The 16304-nt window shown below is 67.9% G+C and carries 14 protein-coding genes and 1 pseudogene; 8 read left to right on the top strand and 7 right to left on the bottom strand.

Going from position 1 to position 16304, the window contains the following annotated elements:
* Positions 1-27: 27 nt before the first annotated feature.
* Genes RSO01_RS03540 through RSO01_RS03530 form a run of 3 tightly spaced genes read right to left on the bottom strand, consistent with a single transcriptional unit; the run spans position 28 to position 2262 of the window.
* Positions 28-750 carry a dienelactone hydrolase family protein gene (locus RSO01_RS03540; RefSeq protein WP_147146265.1) on the bottom strand — a complete coding sequence of 241 codons (723 nt, stop codon included), beginning with the start codon at positions 748-750 and terminating at the stop codon, positions 28-30.
* A gap of 4 nt (positions 751-754) precedes the next feature.
* Positions 755-1849: a mandelate racemase/muconate lactonizing enzyme family protein gene (locus RSO01_RS03535; protein ID WP_147146263.1), complete on the bottom strand. Its 1095-nt coding sequence runs from the start codon at positions 1847-1849 to the stop codon at positions 755-757.
* The gene (locus tag RSO01_RS03530; protein WP_147146261.1) at positions 1846-2262 is read right to left on the bottom strand and encodes a CYTH domain-containing protein; all 417 of its coding nucleotides are present in this window, start codon (positions 2260-2262) and stop codon (positions 1846-1848) included. Before RSO01_RS03530 ends, RSO01_RS03535 begins: the two co-directional genes overlap by 4 nt.
* A gap of 138 nt (positions 2263-2400) precedes the next feature.
* Between RSO01_RS03530 and RSO01_RS03525 the strand changes: the two genes are divergently transcribed.
* A complete protein-coding gene (locus RSO01_RS03525; protein ID WP_147146259.1) occupies positions 2401-3540 on the top strand; it encodes an alanine racemase in 1140 nt (379 codons plus the stop codon).
* On the opposite strand, the gene RSO01_RS03520 is transcribed toward RSO01_RS03525, so the two are convergent.
* On the bottom strand, positions 3541-4308 hold the full coding sequence (locus RSO01_RS03520) for a glucose 1-dehydrogenase (RefSeq protein WP_147146257.1): 768 nt from the start codon (positions 4306-4308) through the stop codon (positions 3541-3543).
* 60 nt (positions 4309-4368) lie between these two features.
* Between RSO01_RS03520 and RSO01_RS03515 the strand changes: the two genes are divergently transcribed.
* The 4 genes and pseudogenes from RSO01_RS03515 to RSO01_RS48860 form a co-directional block, all read left to right on the top strand.
* Positions 4369-5130 (top strand): SDR family NAD(P)-dependent oxidoreductase, encoded by a 762-nt coding sequence (locus RSO01_RS03515; RefSeq protein ID WP_147146255.1) that lies wholly within the window; start codon positions 4369-4371, stop codon positions 5128-5130.
* Between the two features lie 50 nt (positions 5131-5180).
* Positions 5181-6326 (top strand): MFS transporter, encoded by a 1146-nt coding sequence (locus RSO01_RS03510; RefSeq protein ID WP_147146253.1) that lies wholly within the window; start codon positions 5181-5183, stop codon positions 6324-6326.
* Positions 6323-6982 (top strand): DsbA family oxidoreductase, encoded by a 660-nt coding sequence (locus RSO01_RS03505; protein ID WP_147146252.1) that lies wholly within the window; start codon positions 6323-6325, stop codon positions 6980-6982. The genes RSO01_RS03510 and RSO01_RS03505 overlap by 4 nt, the downstream gene beginning before the upstream one ends.
* Positions 6983-7077: 95 nt before the next feature.
* Positions 7078-7281 (top strand): annotated as a pseudogene (locus tag RSO01_RS48860) (TetR family transcriptional regulator); the annotation flags it as partial.
* A 388-nt stretch (positions 7282-7669) separates the two neighbouring features.
* Here the strand turns inward: RSO01_RS48860 and mfd are convergent.
* Both mfd and RSO01_RS03490 read right to left on the bottom strand, forming a co-directional pair.
* Positions 7670-11161, bottom strand: a complete 3492-nt coding sequence (gene mfd / locus RSO01_RS03495) for a transcription-repair coupling factor (RefSeq protein WP_246158013.1) — start codon at positions 11159-11161, stop codon at positions 7670-7672.
* A 1-nt stretch (position 11162) separates the two neighbouring features.
* On the bottom strand, positions 11163-11432 hold the full coding sequence (locus tag RSO01_RS03490) for an FAD assembly factor SdhE (protein WP_147146250.1): 270 nt from the start codon (positions 11430-11432) through the stop codon (positions 11163-11165).
* 74 nt (positions 11433-11506) lie between these two features.
* Here RSO01_RS03490 and recG point away from each other — a divergent pair, with 74 nt between their 5' ends.
* Entirely contained in the window at positions 11507-13588 is a 2082-nt protein-coding gene (gene recG / locus RSO01_RS03485; protein WP_147146248.1) for an ATP-dependent DNA helicase RecG, read from the top strand.
* Between the two features lie 213 nt (positions 13589-13801).
* On the top strand, positions 13802-14230 hold the full coding sequence (locus RSO01_RS03480) for a hypothetical protein (RefSeq protein WP_147146246.1): 429 nt from the start codon (positions 13802-13804) through the stop codon (positions 14228-14230).
* Between the two features lie 348 nt (positions 14231-14578).
* Here the strand turns inward: RSO01_RS03480 and RSO01_RS03475 are convergent, their stop codons facing one another.
* Positions 14579-15298 (bottom strand): GntR family transcriptional regulator, encoded by a 720-nt coding sequence (locus RSO01_RS03475; RefSeq protein WP_147146244.1) that lies wholly within the window; start codon positions 15296-15298, stop codon positions 14579-14581.
* A 183-nt stretch (positions 15299-15481) separates the two neighbouring features.
* Between RSO01_RS03475 and RSO01_RS03470 the strand changes: the two genes are divergently transcribed.
* Complete coding sequence (locus RSO01_RS03470) at positions 15482-16273, top strand: alpha/beta fold hydrolase (protein WP_170302817.1); 792 nt, start codon at positions 15482-15484, stop codon at positions 16271-16273.
* The last annotated feature ends 31 nt before the right edge of the window (positions 16274-16304 follow it).

The raw sequence follows: 16304 nt of genomic DNA, 5'->3' as shown, positions 1-16304 counted from the left end.
GAGCCGGAGGCTCGCGGTCCGGAAGAATCATGAGCCAGATGCGAACGCTTCCCGCAGCAGAGCGAGCATGGCAGTCCACGAGCGCCGGTCCGCTGCCTCGTTGTAGGCGAATGCCGGAATGCCGCCGTTGTCGGCCTCGGGATTGGTGAAGGCATGCACGGCTCCGCCGTAAGTGTGGAGCTGCCAATCGACCTTGGTGCGGCCCATCTCCTCCTTGAAGGCCGCGACCTCGGCCGGCGACACGAGAGGATCGGCCGCACCGTGACAGACGAGCACCTTGGCCTTGATGTTGGCCGCGTCGGAGGGCCGCGGGCTTGCGAGACCACTGTGGAAGCTCACGACGGCGGCCAGCGGGGCGCCGCTGCGTGCCAGTTCGAGCGCTGTGCTGCCGCCGAAGCAGTAGCCGAGCGCTGCCAGCCTGGAGCGATCGACGCCATCCTGTAGTGACAATGCCTCAAGGGCCGCCCGTGCCCTCGCCCGCCAGCGGTCGACGTCGGCGCGCAGGCCGCGCATCAGCTCGCCGGCCTGGGTCATATCGCGCGCCAGCAGGCCTTCGCCATAGAGGTCGGCGACCAGCGTCGGATAGCCGAGCCCGGCCAGCCGCCCCGCGCATTCGATCGCATGGGCGCCGACGCCGCGCGCATCGGGGAACAGCACGATCGCCGGACCGGCCGTTCGCATCTCGCTTCCGACCAGCACGCCTTTCAAGCTGACATCGCCATCGCGATACTGGAGCGTCGTCGATGCCATCGGCCTAAGCGCCGAAGGTCTTCAGCACATCGGGGTCTGGATCGCGTCCCAGCCCCGGTCCGGTCGGCACGACGAAGCCGCCATCGACCGGCATCACCAGCTCGCCGTAGAGACTCGCCTCGAGGTCCAGGTGATAGCGCTCGATCATGCCGCCCGGTCCGCCGTGCGCGGCCAGCAGGTGAAGCGTGGCGAGGAAGCCCGGGCCGAAATAGGGCGAGTGCGGCATCAGCGTCACGCCGGCCGCATCGGCGAGATTGGCGACCTTCAGGAACTCCGTGACGCCGCCGACCTTGGTGACGCTGGGCTGGGCGTAGTCGACGGCGCCGGCGGCGAACATGTCGCGGAACTGGAACGAGGTGCAGTTGTTCTCGCCCGCCGCCATGGGCACGCCCGTGCCTTCACGCAGGCGGGCGATGGCCGTGAAGTCTTCCGGCGGGAAGATCGGCTCTTCCAGCCAGTACAGGTCGTACTGGCGCAGCTTCAGGGTCATGTGTCGCGCCTGCTCGGGCGTCCACGGGCAGTTGGTGTCGACCATGATGGCAATGTCGTTGCCCACCGCCAGCCGCGCCGCCTTGACCTCTGGCTCCTCGGTCTCGTGCAGCTTGACGTGGCGGTAACCCTCGTCGACGGCCAGCTTGGTGCGTGCCGCGACTTTCTCGGGATCGCGGTACTTCAAGAGGCTGGCATAGGCCGGCAGCTTGTCGCGACCGGCGCCGCCCAGCAGCCGATGCAGCGGCAAGCCGGCTGCCTTGCCGGCAATGTCCCACAAGGCGATGTCGAGGCCGGACAGGGCGAAGATCGTGATGCCGTAGCGGCCGAACAAGTGCAGCTTCTGCTGCAGGTCATAGGAGAGCCTGGCGATATCACGCGCATCCTGGCCGATCGCGATGGGCGCGATCATGTTGTGTATGGCGGCGCGCACGGCGTCGGTGCAGGCGTAGCAGAAGGCCTCGCCCCAGCCGACGATGCCATTGTCGGTCTCGACGCGCACCAGCAGGATGTTGTTGGTCGTCCAGGTGCGCAGGCCTTCGCCCTTATGATCGCCACCGAAGGTGTACGGCACCTTCACCGAATGCGTGTCGATACGCGCGATCTTCACTCGATCCTCCCCTTGCTCTTGATGTCGGCTAAAAGCTTCTCGGCATGCGCCTGGTTCGCCAGCCGCTTGGAGGCAAACCGCGGATCGCCGGCGGGCGCTGTCGCCAGCAGGTGGTCGGCGAGGCTGGGCGGAAGTGGCGGCGGTTCGACCTGTTCCTCCGGCATCTCCACCTCGGCCTGCGTGAAGTAGGTGCGGTTGTCGTCTGTCTTGAAGAAGTCGACGTCCCAATGGAAAGGACCGTCGGTCCAGGAGTAGCGCAGCTTCTGCAAGGTCTCGCGGCGCTGCGACCACAGCCGCTCGAAATCGACGGCACTGATCTCCGTTTCGATCTCGACGATCTGACCGTCGACAGGCCGCTTGTAGGTGAAGACGTGGCGGATCGCCCCGCCTTCTTCGACCGATCGGATGCGCATGCCCGAGACATCAAGATAGGCTTGGCGCAAAAAGCTTCTGGTCACGCCAGGGCGCGCAGCCAGACGCGGCTCCAGGTCGCCATCGTCCCTCAGGACAAATTTTCGTTCGTTCTCGATCGGCATGCTAGACTCGCCATTATGGCCGCCCAGACCCTCGATGACCTGCCGACCCCCGCCCTCATTCTCGACCGGGCGATCCTGCGCCGCAACCTCAAGCGCATGAGCGAACGCCTGCGCAATGCCGGCGTCATGCTGCGGCCGCATCTCAAGACCGCGAAATCGATCGAGGTCGGCCGCATGGCGGTCGAGGGCCACGACGGGCGCATCACCGTCTCGACCCTAGCCGAGGCTCGCTACTTCGCCGACGGTGGCTTCAAGGACATCCTCTATGGCGTGGGCGTGGTGCCGTCCAAGCTGCCGGCCATCGGCGAGTTGCGCCGCCGCGGCGTCAACCTGCGCGTCGTCACCGACAACGCCGCCGTGGCCAAGGCGATCGCCGATGCGGCGAAGAACGGCGACACTTTCTCGGTCTTCATCGAGGTCGACAGCGGCGGCGGCCGCGCCGGCCTGCCCTGGCCCGAGCTTCCCGGCCTTTTGGACATCGCCCGCATCCTGCACGACGCGCCGGGCGTCGAATTGGCCGGCGTCATGACGCACGCCGGCCACTCCTATCATGAGAGCACGCCGGACGGCATCGCGGCCGTGGCCGAGCAGGAACGCCGCGCGATCGTCGGCGCGGCCGAGAAGCTCAGGGCCGCCGGCATCCCCTGTCCCATTGTTTCGGGCGGCTCGACGCCGACCGCCATGCATTCGCGCGACTTCACCGGCATCACCGAGATGCGGCCGGGCGTCTATGTGTTCAACGATCTCGACCAGGAATATATCGGCTCGTGCGCGCCATCGGATCTCGCGCTGTCGGTACTGGCCTCGGTGATCGGCCACTATCCGCATCGCAACCAGGTGCTGGTCGATGCCGGGGCGCTGGCGCTCTCCAAGGACATCAGCGCCCAGGAATTCAAGCCGCAGGTCGGCTACGGCACGATCGTCGACGCGCCGGCCAAGGACATGGCCGTGATCGCCTGCTCGCAGGAGCACGGCTTCGTCGGCGCCGAGGAGCCGATCCCCTACGGCAACCTGCCGATCGGCTCGCGCGTGCGCATCCTGCCCAACCACGCCTGCATCACGGCGGCGGCCTACGACCGCTACTACGTCGTCGATAGCGAGCTCGACGGCGGCAAGTCGGTGGTCGACGTCTACGACCGCATCAACGGGTGGTGATCAGAGCGAACTCACGGTGTGGCCGCCATCCACCGTCAGCACACTGCCGGTCATGAAACTTCCAGCGTCCGACGACAGCAGCAGCAGCGCGCCGTCGAGATGCTCGGGCTTGCCGATGCGGCGCTGCGGGATGCGGTCGATCAGGCGCTGACCGGCGGGCGTCTTCCAGAAGTCGCTGTTCATCTCGGTCTCGATGTAGCCCGGGCAGATCGCGTTCACCCGGATGTCGTGCCGCGCCCATTCCATGGCGAGCGCACGGGTGAGATGGATCAGGCCCGCCTTCGAGGCGTTGTAAGGCGCCACCTGCCCGATCGTGCGCAGGCCCAGGATCGAAGCGATGTTGACGATCACGCCGGGCCGCTTGGCCATCAGCCAGCGCTTGCCGGCCGCCTGCGCCACCAGCCAGGCACCGCGCAGGTTGGTGTTGACCACGGCGTCCCAGTCCTCGACCGGCATCTCCAGCGCCGGCTTGACGATCGAGATGCCGGCGTTGTTGACCACGATGTCGACGGGCCCCAGCGCCGCTTCCACCGTTGCAAACGCCGCGGTGATCGAGTCACTCGATTGCACGTCGAGCTCGACGGCGACGGCTTTGCCGCCAAGCTTCTGCAATTCCGCCTGCAGAGAGGCCAGTCGATCGGCGCGCCGTGCAGCAATGGCAACCGACGCACCTGCGGCGGCAAGCGTGCGCGCGAAGTGCACACCGAGTCCCGACGATGCGCCGGTGACCAGGGCAACCTTGCCCGTCAGGTCGAATCGCTTGGACATCGGCCGTGCTCCCTAGTTTGATGCCCCGCCTTATAGGCGGGCGTCGGTTTCGAGGGAATCATGGATCTCGGTCTCAAGGGCAAGCGCGTGCTGGTCACCGGCGGCACCAAGAGCATCGGCCGCGCCATCGTCGAGGCCTTCCTGGCCGAAGGCGCCGTCGTCGGCTTCTGCGCACGCGACGCCAAGCTCGTGAAGGAGCGCGAGACGGACTGGCAATCGAAGCAGCATCGCGCCGAAGGCACGGCGCTCGACGTCACCGACAATACGGCGCTGAAGACGTGGATCGACGACTTCGCCGGCAACGGCGGTCTCGACCACTTCGTCGCCAATGTCAGCGCGATGGGCACTGAGGACACCGAGGCAGGCTGGCGCAAGGCGATCGATATCGACATCGTCTCGACGGTGAACGCCACCCACCATGCGCGTCCACATCTCGAGAAGACCGGAGCCGGCGCCACGCTCGCCATCATCGGCACGGTGGCGTTCGTCGAGGTCTCAGGCCCGACCTCGCCCTACCGCTCGGTCAAGGGTGCCCTGGTGCCGTTCGCCAAGTCGCTCGCCATCGACATGGCGCCCAAGGGCGTGCGCGCCAACGTCGTGTCCCCCGGCACCATCCTGGAGGACGGCAACACCTGGGGCCGCCAGCGCGACGCCGGCGCCGAGCGCTACAAGCGCATGCTGGCGCGCAACCCGTCGGGACGCATGGGCACGCCGCAGGAAGTCGCCTCGTGCGTCGTGTTCCTGGCGGGCTCGCAGGCCTCCTTCGTCAGCGGGACCAACTTCATCGTCGACGGCGCCATGACCGCGCGGGTGCAGTACTGAGCTCAGCGCGCACGCCCTGGGGACTGGTCGGCCTGCTGGTCGCGGCCGGCATGATCGCGGCCTTCCATGTCGGCAAGGTGCCGCCCGCGATCCCGTCGATCCTCGCGGATCTCGGCGCCGGCCTGCGCCAGGCCGGATGGCTGCTGGCGATGGTCAACCTCACCGCCGCCGTCGGCGGCATGACCATCGCGCTCACGGTCGACCGTTTCGGCCATCGCCGCCTGGTCGTGCTCGGCACCGCGCTCTGCTTCGCCACGAGCCTGCTCGGCGCCTTCGCCGGCAGCATCGACCTGCTGTTGGCCTGGCGTTTCCTCGAGGGCGTGGGCTTCATCATCGTCACGGTTTCGCTGCCGACCCTGGTCTTGCGCGTCACCCGACCCGCCGACCGCCATCTCGCCATGACGATCTGGACGTCCTACATGCCGGCGGGCGCCGGCGCGATGATGTTGATCGCAGCCGTCATCCTGCCCGGCACGTCGTGGCATGCCGTTTGGCTGGTCGCCTCGGGCACGTCGCTGATCATGCTGCTGGCGCTGTTGCTGCGCGCCGTGCCGCGCCGGGAGCTCGATGCCCAGCCCATGAGCCGCCGGCCGATCCTGCACGAGGTGGCCGAGGTGGCGACCAGCGGCGGACCGCTCGCGATCGCGCTCTGCTTCGGCGCCTATTCCTGCTGCTGGCTGGCGATCGTGGGCTTCCTGCCGACCCTGCAGGTCGAGCGATTGGGCTTCTCGACCTCGACGGCCGCCATCGTCACGGCGCTGGTGACCGTCGTGAACGTCTGCGGCAACCTGCTGGCCGGCTGGCTGCTGCAGCGCGGCCTGCCGCGCGTCGCGGTGATCGCCGGCGCGGCGTTCTTCATGGCCTTTTGTGCCGCCGGCGTCTTCATCGACGGCGTGCCCGACCTGTGGCGCCTGGTGCTGGCGGGTGTTTACTCGGCGGTGATCGGCGTGGTGCCCGGTGCCTTGTTCACCGGCCTGCCCGTGCATTCGCCGCGGCCCGAGCTGATCGGCGCCTCTACGGGGCTACTGATGCAGGGCTCCAATATCGGCGGCCTGATGGGCCCGCCGATCGCCGGCGCTTTGGTTGCTTCGGGCGGCTGGCCTGCCGCTGCATGGCTGACATCCACCGCCCTGGGGGTGGTCGCGGCCTCCGCTCTCTTTCTGCATTGGCGCGAAAGGCGTAAGCTTGCGGCATGATCTACGTCGACGTCGTTTCCGATACGATCTGCCCCTGGTGCTACATCGGCAAAAGGCGGTTCGAGCGCGCCCTGGCACAGAGCGGCCGCACCGACATTGCCGTGGCCTGGCGCCCGTTCCAGCTCAATCCCGACATGCCGCCCGAGGGCATGACGCGCGACGACTATGTGCGCGCCAAGTTCGGCGGCGGCGACCGGCCCCGCCAGATCTACCAGGCGATCGCCGAGAGCGGCCGCGAGGCCGGCATCGAGTTCCAGTTCTCCCGCATCCGGCGCACGCCCAACACCGTGCTGTCGCACCGGCTGGTCCATTGGAGCGCCAAGAACAACGTCCAGGACGAGACCGTGGCCGAGCTGTTCAAGCTCTACTTCGAGGAAGGCCGCGACATCGGCGACATGGAGACCGTCGTCGAATGCGCCGTGCGCGTCGGCATCGAGGAGCTGCGCGCCCGCCGCTACCTGATGAGCGACGAGGGCCGCCAGGAGGTCGTCGCCTCCGACGTCTACGCCCGCCGCCTCGGCATCAATGGCGTCCCCTGCTTCATCGTCAACCGCAAGTACGCCGTCTCCGGCGCCCAGCCGCCGTCGGCCTTCGTCGAAGTCTTCAACCTCGCCGAACGCGACGCGGCGACCAGCGCGGCGCAGTCGACGGCTTAAGTCTTCTCTTGCCGGACCACGGACCTCCAGGCCCGCCTCATGAATCATGAGCGGGCCTGGAGGCCCGCGGTCCGGCATGACTATGGCCTAATGATATGTTTAATAACATACGATATGTTAGTAAACATATCATGCCTCAAAACCCCGCCCGAACTGCCCGCACCCGCGCCGAAATTCTCGATCATGCCGGCCGGCTGTTCCGTCTGCGCGGCTATGCCGGCACCAACATCGACGACGTCATGCTGGCGGCGGGGCTGACGCGCGGCGCTTTCTATGCCCATTTCAACTCGAAGGACGATCTCTTCACCGAGGCGGTGATTGCCGGGACCGGCCTGCGGGCGCGGCTGCGCGGCGCGGCGCCCGCCGCGGTGCTGAAGGCCTATCTCGACAAGGCCGAGCTGGTCGCGAGCGCGCCCACCTGCGTGCTGGCCGCCCTGCCCTCCGACATCGCCCGCGCACCGCTGCCGGCGCGCCTCGCCTACGCCAACCTGCTCTACGCCGCGATCGCCGAGCTGGCCGGCGCGAAGAAGCGCAAGCTCGACGGCGATGCCACGGTGGCCGTGATCCTGGCGGTTGGTGCCGTCGCCCTCGCCCGCGCCTCAGGCGACACGCGGCTCGGCGACTGGCTGCTGCGCTGCGCCGAACGGGCCGTGCGGCCGCTGCTCAAGCCCGAGGGCAAACCTCGCGTCAAGCGGCGAGCTTCGCCAAAGAGGAAACAATCGAAGTCACGCCGGAAAGCCGCTGGCGCTCGTCGTTCCAGGCGCGCTGCACGATCACGCGGTGGTCGGGGCGCAGCCGCACCAAAGGCGCGTTCTTCTGCAGCCAGGCGATGAGCTTCTCGGGCTTGGCGAACTTGTTGTCGTGCAGCGACAGCACGACCGCCTTCTCGCCGGCATCGATGCGGTCGACGCCCGCCGCGCGGCACAGCACTTTCAGCGCGACGGTGTTGAGCAGGAACTCGGCCTCGGCCGGCATCTTGCCGAAGCGGTCGACCAGCTCGGCGGCGAAGGAATCGATCTCGGCCTGGTCGGCCAGCGCACCGATCCGCCGGTAGAGGCCCATGCGCACCGAGAGGTCGGCGATGTATTCCTCGGGCAACAGCACCGGGATGCCGAGATTGAGCTGCGGCGACCACTCGGCGCGCTCCGCCTCGCGTGCCTGCCCGCGCGCCGCTTCCACCGCTTCCTCGAGGAGCTGCTGGTAGAGCTCGATGCCCACCTCGCGGATGTGACCTGACTGTTCTTCGCCCAAAAGGTTGCCGGCGCCGCGGATGTCGAGGTCGTGGCTGGCGAGCTGGAAGCCCGCGCCCAGCGTGTCGAGGGTCTGCATGACTTCGAGCCGCTTGGACGCCGCTTCGTTCAGCGCCTTGCCCGGCGGCACGGTCAGATAGGCATAGGCCCGTGTCTTGCCGCGGCCGATGCGGCCCCTGAGCTGGTAGAGCTGGGCCAGGCCGAACATGTCGGCGCGATGGATCACCATCGTATTGGCGGTGCTGATGTCGAGGCCGCTTTCGACGATATTGGTCGACAGCAGCACGTCGAACTTGCCCTCGACGAAGTCCTGCATGGTGTTCTCGATGGCTGTCGGCGCGAGCTTGCCGTGCGCCATGGCCATGCGGATCTCGGGTACGAGCTCGCGCAGGTTGGCCGCGACCTCGGCCAAGTCCTCGATGCGCGGGCAGACATAGAAGCTCTGGCCGCCGCGATATTGTTCGCGCAGCAAGGCCTCTCGGATCGTGACGCCGTCGAACGGCGTGACGAAGGTACGTACCGCCAGCCGATCGACCGGCGGCGTGGCGATCAGGCTCATGTCGCGTACGCCGGTCAGCGCCAGCTGCAAGGTGCGCGGGATCGGTGTCGCCGTCAGCGTCAGCACATGGACGTCGGCGCGCAGCTCCTTCAGCCTTTCCTTGTGGCTGACGCCGAAATGCTGCTCCTCGTCGACGATCAGCAGCCCGAGGTCCTTGAACTCGATGCTCTTGGCGAGCAACGCGTGGGTGCCGACGACGATGTCGACGTTGCCCTCCTTGACCGCCTCCTTGGTGGCCTTGGCCTCCTTGGCCGGGACCAGGCGCGACAGACGGCCGATGCGCACTGGCAGGCCCTGGAAGCGCGCGCTGAAGGTGCGGTGATGCTGGCGCGCCAAAAGCGTCGTGGGCGCAATGACCGCGACCTGCTTGCCCGACAGGGCCGCGACGAAGGCGGCGCGCAGCGCCACCTCGGTCTTGCCGAAGCCGACATCGCCGCACACCAGCCGGTCCATCGGCTTGCCTGACGACATGTCGTCGATCACGTCTGAGATCGCCTGCAGCTGGTCGTCGGTCTCGGCATAGGGGAAACGGGCGCAGAACTCCTCGTAGGCGCCTTCGGGCGGGCTCATGGTCTCGCCGCGGCGGATGGCGCGCTCGGCGGCGATCTTGATCAACCGATCGGCCATGTCGGCGATGCGCTGCTTCAGCCGCGCCTTGCGCGACTGCCAGGCGACGCCGCCCAGCCGGTCGAGTGCCGCGCCCTCCTCGGCCGAGCCGTAGCGGCTCAGCACGTCGATGTTCTCGACCGGCACGAAGAGCTTGTCGCCGCCTTCGTAGGTGAGACGCAGGCAGTCGTGGCGAGCGTGCTGGATCTCGAGCGTGACCAGGCCTTCGTAGCGGCCGACGCCGTGCTCGCGATGGACGACCAGGTCGCCTTCGCTCAGCGCAGCCGCTTCGGCGATGAAACGCTCGGACGGCCGGCGCTTCTTTGCCGGACGCGACAGGCGGTCGCCGATGATGTCCTCTTCGCCGATGACCTCCAGGGTATCGAGCACGAAGCCGTGCTCGACCGGCCACACCGCGATACCGAGCGCACCGGCCGGCAGGCCCTGTACCGTGGCGAAGTCGGGAACGGGCACTGGCGTCGTGGCGCCATGCTCCTGCAGGAGGTGTTGCAGGCGGCTCGCCGAGCCCTCGGTGTAGCCCGCGACCAGCACGCGGCGGCCGGCGGCGTTGGCCGCCTTGACGTGCTCGGCCACGACGTCGAAGAGGTTGACGCCCGTCGCCGTGCGCGCACGGGCAAAGCCCTCGTGACGGCGGCCGGCGAGATCGATCGTGTTCGGAGCGTCGGGCGCGGCATCGAAGCTGGTGAACTGGCCGACTGCGTGGCCCTCGAGCAGGCGGTCCCATTCCGACGGTTTCAGGTAGAGGCGATCCGGCGGCACGGGCTTGTAGTCGGCCGCGCCCGTCATGCCGCCTTTGCCGCCGGTCTTGAGCCGCGCGTCGTAGTAGTCGGTTATGAGCTCATGGCGCGCGTCGAAGGCCTCGGCGATCTGGTGATCTGCCGTGACGACCGCTTCGGAGCAGTAATCCAGGAGCGTTTCCAGCCGCTCGTGGAACAGCGGCAGCCAGTGCTCCATGCCGACATGGCGCTGGCCCGCCGACACCGCTTCGTAGAGAGCGTCGTCGGTGGCATTGCCGAACAGCTCGCGATAGCCGCCGCGGAAGCGCGCGATGCTGTCCTTGGTCAGCAGCACCTCGCTCACCGGCAGCAGCACGACCTCCTCGCGCGGGCCGGTCGAGCGCTGGCTCATGGGATCGAACGAGCGGATCTCCTCCAGCACGTCACCGAACAGGTCGAGGCGCAACGGCTCGGGCGTGCCGGGCGGGAAGAGATCGACCAGGCCGCCGCGCACGGCGAACTCGCCCGGCTCCATGACGGTCTCGGAGCGGCCATAGCCGTTCTCGCCCAGGAACTTCGTCAGCCAGTTGACGTCGAGCGTCTGGCCTTTCTTCAGCACCACCGCCGCCTCGGCATAGAGGCTGCGCGGCGGCACCTTCTGCAGGGCCGCACCCACCGACGCCAGGACGATGCGCGCCGGCGCGCCGGGCTTCTTGGGCGCCGCGAGCCGCACCAGGGTCTCCAGGCGCTCGGCGACGATGTCGGGATGCGGCGACATGCGGTCGTACGGCAGGCAGTCCCAGGCCGGGAAGACCAGCACCCCGCGCTCGGGCGCGAAGAAGCGCAGTCCGTCCTGCAGGCGCTCCAGCCGCTGGCCGTCGCGCGCCACGTGCAGGATGTCCTGGCCGCCGGTGGTGCGGGCAAGCTCCGCCAGCGCCAGCGCGTCGGCGCCCTCGGGCAGGCCGGCCACCGTCCAGCGGCCGGGCTTGCGCGGGATGACGGACAGGGTTCCGGAAAGCGACGCCACGCTAAAACCTCACGCGAAACGCTTTTAGCCTGCGCAGTACCGGCGAATCGGCCTCCGGCGGCGTCTCCGCCTGGCCGGTGACCCAGTCGAAGATCTCATTGTCGCTCGCCGCCAGCAGCCGCTCGTACTGGTCGAGCTCGGCGGCGCCGAACTCGGCGATATGGGCGCGCGCGAACTGGCCCAGGAGAATGTCGTTCTCCTTGTTGCCACGATAGACGCTGCGATAAAGCAAGCGCTTGCGCCGCGTCTCGAGATCCAGCTCGCGCGTCATGTTTTCCCCAGAAAGCGGCGTAGCATATAGGTGGCGGCGATGGTGAAGTCACGCGGCCAAAAAGCCCAGAAGCCATGCGTCCGCAGAGCCTGACACCCCTGTTCGCCCAGACCACGTCGCTGCCCGGCATCGGGCCGCGGCTGGGCAAGCTCGTGGAGAAACTTGCAGGCCCGCTGGTCGTCGACCTTCTCTGGCACCTGCCCTTCGCCGTGGTTGACCGGCGCAACGCGCCCGAGATAGTGCACGCCAAGGCGGGCGACATCGCCACCATCACCGTGACCGTCGACGAGCACCTGGTGCCGCGCAATCCGCGCCAGCCCTATCGCGTCTGGTGCAGCGACGAGACCGGCCGGCTCTGCCTCACCTATTTCAATGGCCGCGAGGACTACCTGAAGAATCTCCTGCCCCCGGGCGAGGTGCGCGTGGTGAGCGGCAAGGTCGACATCTACCAGGGCGAGGTGCAGATGACGCACCCCGACCATGTCGTGCCGCTCGACCAGCGCGATCAGATCCTGCGCGTCGAGCCGGTGTATGGGCTGACGGCCGGCCTCACGCAGCGGCCGGTGCAGAAGGCCATCGCCGCCGCCGTCGAGCGATCGCCCGAACTGCCCGAATGGCAGGACGCAGCCTTCAACAAGCGCAACAAGTGGGACAGCTGGCACGCGGCGCTGGCGCGCGCGCATGCGCCGGACGAGCACACCGATCTCTCGCCGATGCATCCGGCGCGCGCCCGCCTCGCCTTCGACGAGCTTTTGGCGAGCCAGCTCGCCATTGCCCTGGTACGCCATCACAATCGCACCGTCGCGGGCCATGTCACCAAGGGCGACGGCAAGCTACGCGCCAAGGTGCTCAAGAGCCTGCCCTTCGAATTGACGCCGAGCCAGACGGCCGCGGTCGCCGAGATCGAGGCCGACATGGCCAAGCCCGAGCGCATGATCCGCCTGCTGCAGGGCGACGTCGGCAGCGGCAAGACGCTGGTCGCCCTGCTTGCCATGCTGATCTGCGTCGAGGCCGGCGCCCAGGCCGCGCTGATGGCGCCGACCGAAATTTTAGCGCGCCAGCATCACGCCACCATCGCGCCGCTCGCCGAGGCGGCCGGCGTGCGGCTCGCCCTGCTGACCGGTCGCGACGGGCAGAAGCAGAAGAAGGAAACCTTGAGCGGCCTGGCCGACGGCTCGATCCATCTCGTCGTCGGCACGCACGCGCTCGTCCAAGAGGAAGTCGAGTTCGCCGACCTCGCTCTCGCCGTGGTCGACGAGCAGCACCGTTTCGGCGTGCACCAGCGCATGGCGCTGTCGTCCAAGGGCCATGCCGTCGACCTGCTGGTGATGACGGCGACACCCATCCCGCGCACGCTGATGCTGGCGGCCTACGGCGATCTCGACGTCTCCAAGCTCACCGAGAAGCCGGCCGGCCGCCAGCCGATCGACACCCGCACCCTCCCGCTGGAGCGTGTTGCCGAAGTGGCCGACGCCGTCGGCCGCCAGATCGCGACCGGCGGGCGTGTCTACTGGGTGTGTCCGCTGATCGAGGAATCGGAGGACATCGACCTCGCCAACGCCGAGGAGCGCTTTCGGCTCCTCAGCGCGCGCTTCCCCGGCAAGGTCGGCCTGGTCCATGGCCGCCTGAAGGGCGCCGAGCGCGAGGCGACCATGGCCGCCTTCTCCGACGGCCGCCTGTCGATCCTGGTCGCGACCACGGTGATCGAGGTCGGCGTCGACGTGCCGGCCGCGACGGTGATGGTGATCGAGCACGCCGAGCGCTTCGGCCTCGCCCAACTCCACCAGCTGCGCGGCCGCGTCGGCCGTGGCGCCGCCAAGTCGACCTGCCTCTTGCTCTACGCCCAGCCGCTCGGCGAGACCGCCAAGGCCCGGCTCGCCATCATGCGCGAGACCGAGGACGGCTTTCGCATTGCCGAGGAGGACCTGCGCCTGCGCGGCGCCGGCGAGCTTTTGGGCACCCGGCAAAGCGGCCTGCCCGATATGCGCCTGGCCGACCTCGCAGCCCATGCCGAGCTCCTGCAGGCGGCCCGCGACGACGCACGCCTCGTCATCGAGCGCGATCCCGACCTGCAGTCCGAGCGAGGCGCGGCGCTCAGGGCCCTGCTCTACCTGTTCCGGCGCGACGATGCGGTGAGGACGTTGCGCGCCGGTTGAGAGGTTGTCCGGCTTGGGCGCCACAGCCCGATACTGCTCGGCTGCCGGCGGCTCGGGCCGCGCGTGCTCTCGGTTCCCTTTCTCGGTTGCGTCGAGCGTCTCCCACCAATTCTCGCCCTTGGGCGGATCGTCGGACGGCGGCCGGGGCCTGGTCGACCAGTCCTGAGGCCGGCGGTTGCGCAGCCAGAAAATGCAGGCGCGGACATCGGGCGGATGATGCACGGTCTTGGTGAGGGTCCTCTCCTCGCCGCGCCACAGCACGGTACGCTGAACCTCGCTGTCGTAGCCGACCGCGCGCTGGTAGAGGCCTCGCGCCACACGGGAGTCGGCCACTGCCCGGCCTTCGAGCACGGCGGCGGCGAACTCGGGAATGCGCGCGATCCAGTTGTCGATGGTCCGCGGCGCCACATCGAAGAAGCCGGCCAGCTCCTCGTTGGTGGCGCCGAGCAGACAGTAGTTGCTGGCCAGCTCGCAGAATTCGGGTCGATAGCTGGTGGGACGGCCGATGGCGTTCATGTGGCGAATATAACCTGGGTGATTGGTGCGGTCAATCACTTCTGTTATTTATCCAAATCTGGAGTTTTTGCGCACCGCAGGGAGGGCTTGATACGCTCGCCGGCGGGCGAGAGCCACAATCCATAGTCTGCCTGCCTCCTCCCACACGCCAGCGACGCCAGCAGTGCCAGCATGGAATGATCGGCTGACTGCTGGTCGAGGATGGTTATGCCCAGCCAGACGACCTGATCCCGGGGAGGCCCGCCCTTGGAAAGACAAACGATCGGCGGGGGGCTTGGCGAGCCGATAAGGGCCGGCCACGAGCATCACACAATCAATGGGGAACTGTGGTGTAGGTTCAAATCCGGGGGGCGCTTCGATCTCAAATTGCGGCATCTCGCCCCCCGTTGGTGGTCTGCCGGCAGCGAGTCATTGCGGGCTATGTCGTACGGCCGCGGAGCAAAGCGGCGAGCAACCCCACGCTGCCAGGTGACGTCAGGAGCTTTCGCTGACGAGAGTCGCGCCCGGCGCGATCTCATCGTCGGAAAGCCGGGCTGTCCAGGAGGCCTCGACGATCTCGGCGGTGCGCCGGATGTGTGCCTGCAACAACCGCACCGCGAGGTCCGCATCGCGCGCCATCACCGCGTCGAGGATTGCCTTGTGCTCGGCCGCCGTATCGCGCGGCCAGCGCGCCGTCGCATCCACCCCGAGATACATGTAGCGGTCGTAGCGGTCGATCAGGGTCGCGAAGAAGTCGTTGATGCGCCGCAGACCGCTCGCGGCAATGAGGCTCATGTGAAAATCGATGTGCCGGCGCTGCCATTCGGGGTCCACGCCCGTTTCATGCGACGGAAGCCGGCTGTCGAGCCGCTGCAGGCGGTGCGCCGCGAGGACCACCGCCTCTTCCCACGCCTCGTCACCCTTGGCGAGTGACTGGCGGAGCGCCACCTCCACCACCCAGCACAGAGTCGTTGCGAGATCGACCAGGTCGGCGCGACTCACCGGCGCGACGCGAAAGCCGCGCTTGCCTTTGCGCAGCACCAGCTCCTCGGCGGAGAGGCGGTTGAGCGCCTCGCGCAGCGGCGTGAGCCCGACGCGATAGCGCTCGCCCAGCGCATCGAGCGGCAGGCGCTCCCCTGGTTCGAACAGGCCGGTGAGGATGTCGCGCCTTAGCCGGCCATAGATGGACATGGCGAGAGTGCCTTCGCCCTGCATGGAGATCGGACCTCATCGATTCGTGGATTTCGGAGACATCATATAGGAACGAAGACGGTACAAATTATAATATATTATTCTCTTGTAATCGCTTCAAAAAATATGAGATGCTTCGCCTACCAAGAAACGAATTTCCGATCGCGCGCCCTCGATGGCGGACCGGCGGTCGGTAGGGAGCGAAGGATGACCGAGACGTTGGCGCCGCCTGCGGACCGGATTCGAGTCCGCGACGTCGATCTGGAGGTTGTTCGGCAGGGTACGGGCCGCACACTCCTCTTCCTGCACGGGTTCCATCCGCTCGCCCCGGATGCCCGCTTCCTCGAGCTTCTGTCGCGGCGAGCCACCATCCTGGCACCGTCCCATCCGGGCTTCGGCACCTCGTCGCGGCCCGCGGATTTCGAGACCCTCTACGACCTCGTCCATCTCTACCGTGAGCTCATCGACGGCCTCGGCGACGACAAGATCACGCTCGTCGGCGCCTCGTTCGGCGGCTGGCTCGCCGCCGAGATCGCCGCTGCGTGCTCGCATCGGCTTGACCGCCTCGTGCTGATCGACGCGCTGGGCCTGAAGCTCGGCGACCGCGAGACACCAGACATCCTCGACATCTTCAACACCCATCCCGACACGGTTCGCCGGCGGAGCTGGCATGACCCCGACCATGAAGCCCCGGATTTCGACGCGATGTCGGACGACGCGCTCACGCGCCACGCGCGCGACTGGGACGCGCTCAGCCTCTACGGCTGGGAGCCCTACATGTACAACCCGCGCCTCAAGCGCTGGCTTGGCCGGATCGCTCTCCCGACCCTGGTGCTCTGGGGCGCCGCGGATGGCGTCGTGACACCCGATTACGGCCGCCGCTACGCCGGCTTCATCCCCGGCGCGCGCTTCGCCCTCGTCGATCGCGCCGGCCACCACCCGGAGCGCGAGCGGCCGGACGCGCTCGCCGACCACATCCTCGATTTCCTCGGCCACTGACCGGCCAGCTAACCCGGCCTGCGAACCTTAG

The organism is Reyranella soli, assembly GCF_007992495.1.
Taxonomy (GTDB): Bacteria; Pseudomonadota; Alphaproteobacteria; order Reyranellales; family Reyranellaceae; genus Reyranella; species Reyranella soli.
This window is presented reverse-complemented; position numbering and strand designations above follow the sequence as displayed.